This window comes from uncultured Chryseobacterium sp. (assembly GCF_913776365.1).
GTDB lineage: Bacteria > Bacteroidota > Bacteroidia > Flavobacteriales > Weeksellaceae > Chryseobacterium.
Window position 1 is genome coordinate 1 of record NZ_CAJYMO010000237.1, and the last position, 5,417, is coordinate 5,417.

General features: G+C 45.1%; 2 protein-coding genes. Both read right to left on the reverse strand.

The features are described 5' to 3' along the window. Positions 1-372: 372 nt before the first annotated feature. Positions 373-1,548: a type IX secretion system outer membrane channel protein PorV gene (porV, locus tag QZ735_RS12185; protein WP_294248773.1), complete on the reverse strand. Its 1,176-nt coding sequence runs from the start codon at positions 1,546-1,548 to the stop codon at positions 373-375. Between the two features lie 60 nt (positions 1,549-1,608). Continuing rightward, the coding region (gene porU, locus QZ735_RS12190; RefSeq protein WP_294248776.1) for a type IX secretion system sortase PorU at positions 1,609-5,417 on the reverse strand (3,809 nt) is incomplete at its 5' end.

The following is a 5,417-nucleotide window of genomic DNA, read 5'->3' on the forward strand; positions in this document are numbered from 1 at the left end:
AAAAATTGACCATTGACCATAAGTGAATGGTGAATTGTCAATTTTGCTTCGCAAGTGAATTTTTAGGCTGAACTTAAATTGACCATTGACCCGCAGGAATTGACCATTGACTATAAGTGAAAAGTGAATTGTCAATTTTGCTCCGCAAGTGAATTTTCAGAGTGGCTGAAAGTTGACCCTTTGTATAGGATGCAGAACATTTTGTGGTGGGCACAAGCTCGGAAGCTTGCGCCAGCGTTGAATTACAGGCTGATGTTAAAATTGACCATTGACCAGCGTAGCGGATTGACCATTGACTGTTTACGGCATCCGTAAATAAAAACAGGCTGCCTCAAAAAAGGCAGCCTGTTGATCAACTTCAGTTGCTGTATTTTAATAATCCACGTTGGAAGTTTCGTCACCGATGTTCCATGTAAGACCGAAACGAAGGGTATTATCCAAAGCAGTATTGATTTTTGACATATTGATCAGATAGGAAATGTCAAGCCCGAAAGAACGGTACTTCAATCCGATACCGGCAGTAGCAAACTGTCTTGCGCCCTGTTCTTCACTTTCGTGGAAGTAACCTCCTCTCACAGAGAATGCATTGTCATAAGAATATTCCAGAGCACCGCTGTACATGATAGAGTTCGGGTTTTTGAAAGATTTTCCGATTCCTGCAATCGGGCCTACGTTAGGGATTCCGTATACCGGGCGCTGCTGTCTGGTGTTAGGATCTACCTCAATTCTCAGCAGTTCGGATCCCGGAACGAGGATTTTGGAACCTTCCACACTCAGACCTACACGGTTCATGTCATCGAGGTACATGTCGTATCCAATCCCCAGTCTTGCCATGGTCGGCAGATAGGACCTTGATTCTTCATTTCCGGTATAATCCAGTTTAGGACCCAGATTCTGAATAGCAAAACCGGCATTGATTTTACCGTCCATGCTGGCCAGGCCTGAAAATCGGGGAGAAGTATAGTATCCTGAAACGTCTACTGCAAATGAATTGGCAGGCTTCAGGGTAGTATCGGTGTTGAATCCTCCGGCTAAGTCGGAACGGATATACCTACCGGTAACAGCCATGGAATAAGAATCGGAAAGCTTAAGGCCGTAGGCAACGTCAATGGAGAATTCATTCGGTTTTGACGTACCCAGGGAAGCAACTTCATTTCCTACTAACTGAGTAAGGTCTACTTCGCCCATATTAAAGTAATAGATACTTGCGGAGATAGTAGATCTTTCTTCCTGCCCTAAGAATTTGTGGAACGCTCCGTACAGAAGGAATACATCATTGGTAAGTTTTCCCATATACGGCGTATAGTTGATCCCTACGGAAGAGCTTGTTCTGCTGAAAGGATATTTTGCGGCATTCCAGAACTGTGAGAAGGCGTCAGGGGAGGTAACAACACCCTGGTCACCCATACCTCCGGCTCTTGCATCCGGTGCAATTCTTAAGAAAGGGGCTCCGGTTAATACAGGTCTTACAAGGCCTAAATCCTGAGAGTAGCCTAGAAAACCGGCACCTAACCCAAATCCCAAAAGCAGTTTAGTAGTTAAATTCATATGTTGTCTTTTATATATTATCAGTTTTTTAATGATATTATTATTGTTCTCGTTTTAAAATTATTTCAAAAGTACCATTTTTTCTACAGCTGTAGCGCTTCCTTTGCATTTTTCTTGATTCTGACTTTTTGCAAATATCTTAAAAATATACGTACCTTTTGCTACAGTTGCCCCAAAATCGTCTCTTCCGTCCCATTCAATGGCCTGACGCGGGGTTCTGAAGCCCTGCAGGAACGGTTCTGCCACTACCGGCTGCGATAAAGTTCTTACCAGTTTCCCGGTAATGGTGTAAATCTGTACATTCACATCCAGGATATCATCGCAGTTATGCTCAAACTGGATGTAGGTTTTATTGGTAAACGGATTAGGCCAGTTCAGCGGTCGGTTGATGATCAGGTGCTGGTCGGCTTCATCCTTAACTTCAAAGTTTAACGTAGAGGTTGTCGAATTATTGTTTATGTCCCAAACTTTAAAGGTAAGCTGGTGCTGTCCTACGGCAAGATTCCTGAAAGGGTAGGTTACATTTCCTTTCTGGTATTCGGCAAGGCTGGGGCTGAGGCACCCGTTTCCTTCACCCGGGGAATAAAAATCGTTCAGGACGACGGTATTGATGATCTGCCCGTCCAGGTACACGGTAATGTCATGTCCGATGCCGGATCCCGTGGAATTGATTCCTGTATCATCGGTCACACAGGCCAGCAGCATCGGGCTCTGGTTGGTAATTCCGCCGTCTGCAAAGTTGGTGTTGTTCATGTACAGTTTCACTTTTGGCGGTTCGTTGTCATTGATCCCGTTGGGGTTGATGTCACCTACCTGTACCACCTGATTATTGAAAACGTCACTTGCCTTATTATCGGCATACGCCAGGATACGTCCTTCGCCTACAGCATAGTTGATGTCTTTGGGTACGTAAAATTCTACGGTGAAAACACCGTTTACGGCAATTCCCGAAGCTTTTACGATGGCACTTCCTTCCTCCGTATACTGGAGGACCGGCGTAAGTCCGCCATCGTTATTCAGGGTTTTTTTATTTAATCTCTTATCGAAAATGTTAACGACTACTCTTCCGTTAAAAGTGGTATTTGCAGTTCCGTCCGGGTTATTGATGTGGCCTTTTACCTTGATAAAATCCAGTCCTCTGATGAGTCCCGGAACCGGCGTATCGATATTGTCGATCACCAATAGTCTTTTTGGCCTGCTCAGCTTCATGGCAGGATCTCCCAGGAAGTTCACCTTCAGGTGCTCGGAAGAAGCACCTCTCTGCTTCTTGGCATTCAGGTGGGCATATCCCAGCGTCTCGAAATCATCACCAGTAAGCTTAAAGATGTTACGGGTATAAATATTGGTAAAGTCTATTCCGTAGCCTACATCAATCGCACGGCTTGAAGTAATCATGGTGGCAGGGCCTCCCTGTTTCAGCTTGATAAACTGCTCACCTGCGGAAGAAGTTTCCGGATCGTCCCAAAGGGTGAATTCACAGGTAATGGTAGATACAAAAGGGAACCGGCTGTATACATTGGAGAAATTATTGGCATTCTGTATTTCAGAAAGGGTAAGCACCCGTTCCTGAGCCCAACCGTTGATACCCCCATGCCCGAAATAGAAAAGATAAAGGCTATTGCCGATATCATTGGCAATTGCCTGGTTTACCTGAGGGTAACGCTGCCCTCCGGCGGTACTCTGGGCAGGAAATGCATCCAGGTACAGTTTTCGGACATTGTATTCTTTAAGGTCTTGGTTGTTCTGTTCAAAAACATTTGCCAGGGAACTGTTCATTACCGTGTGGAAAGGTACATTACCGCCACCGTCATTATCATCATCCACCACAAAGTCCAGCTTCATTTTCCATTCCCCGAAAGGGGTAGATTGTCCCGGAAGGCTGTTGTAGTAAGCCAGGGTTTTGTCCATCATATTGGCGGCCTCGGTTACGCTTGAGGCCGGAAGGCGCCCTACCGGAAGATCCGGAAGATTGAATTCTATGTACTGTGCCGTTTGCGGAGCAGTCATTACAATATAATCGTCTGTAATAAAAGACCGGATGACGTCCATAGAATTTTCACTCTGATAACCGGATACGATATTGGAATTATTGGAAATTCTATTTTTATAATCATAGGAAGCATCCCCGAGGATAAATACATATTTCAGTGCTCCCGAAGGGGTATTAAGTTTGGTGACAAAATCCCTGATGGCGGTAAGATCCCGGCTTCCGCTTCCGAATTCATGATAAATCCTGTCGGTATCTACAATTTCTACCTTGTAATTATTTTTGGTCTGGTGATAGCTGGCCAGTCTCTGGGCTTGTCCCATGAGCTCAGGAACCGTGATGATCAGATAGTCTACATTCTGCAGCGCCGAAAGGTTCTGGTTGTTGATTCTTCCCAGAAACTGGGGACTGAAAGCTGCATCTGCCCTGAAAGCAACGAATTCATTGTTGAAACTCGGGTTGGATGCGGCATAGGCAAAATTGAAAGTGCCGTTTCCGGCAGCCTTGTTGACTCTCCGGTTGGCGTTGGTTATATCGGTAACATCCCAGATCTGCTCTGCGGAAGAAGCATTGGATACGCTGAAACCATAGGTGGTACCACTGCCGCTTACCAGGGAGAAATCCCTGAAGCTCATCTGGCTGCCGTTGAAAGTAAGGTTGTCTTTGTACTGCACTTCGAAATAATCCGGATAGAACGTACCGTTGGGATTGACACTGATGTCAGGTTTGATATTGAAGGTAAGCTGGTTTCCGTTCAGTCCTGTAATGGCTCCGGAATAGGTGACCGGGTAGAATTCGTAGGTAGAACTCAGGTCCGGCTGCGGAACCAGCTGTGACGCAGGATTCTGATTGTTTAAGTTGATGGAAACCGTATTCTTCTGGGATTTATAGGCAATTACCTTTGCCCTGTATCTGATATTGTCGCTGCCCTGAATAGGGGATGCCGTGGTAAAAGTTACCGTTTTATCCGTAATGAACGGTGCATCTTCCACCCAGGTTCTTCCGACTTTCATCAGGTTTTTCTGATCATTATCGATATACTGGTAGTTGTCATATCTGGTAATCAATGGTGTTGACGGAAGATTCAGATCTACCGGCTGAACCCTTTTACCGGGACCTTTGTCGAAATTGATGTAATAATAGGAGTAATCCTCATAGATATTTTTTACATGCTCAGCGGCATCTGTTCTGGTTTCCACTCTCTTGAAGCCATTACCGTTGAATTGGTTGTAAAGATTGTATCCGTTGGGCCCCTGTGCATAGAACAGGGCATAGTCGCCATCGTTCCATACCCCGTCATCTTCCCCTACCACCTGGATGGCATTTTCCTGGAGGGCACTGTATTTCGTGTCCTGGTTGAATTCCGGAAGCATGATTCCCCCGTTTCCGTAGATCCTGAAATTTTTGGGATTCACGGAAGCCGGATTGATGCCGTTATCCTGCAGAAACTGCCTGGTGATCTTAAAGATCCCGGATTTATCCACGCGTATTTTATAAAAGTTCCCTGTGGAAAGCGGGTTGTTGGTAGTGCCTACTTTCAGGGCATTATTGGCTGTGTTGGAGAGGTTGGTCTCTGAAATTTCAAAGGATGAAAGCCGCTGTACCTGGCCGTTTACCTTCTTGAAAAGGGATACATTGATGCTGGCATACCGCTGGCCTTCATAGCTATAATAAGCTACATCTTTTACTTCATTACCAGGAAGCAGATCCTTACTTATCTCATAAAGATCCTTCCCTGAAACATTTTCCCATACCGGATTTGAAACGGTAAGCTGCTTTTCGCCAACCTGTTGTTTTGTTGTTATAAAAATGTTATTTTGGCTGAATGAAAACCCCTGATTTTTGAAATTCGGGAGATTCAGTTTTGTATCGCCGTAGTCCC

Coding starts and splice junctions, on each gene's coding strand:
- porV (WP_294248773.1), bottom strand. CDS start 1,548: ATGAATTTAACTACTAAACTGCTTTTGGGATTTGGGTTAGGTGCCGGT.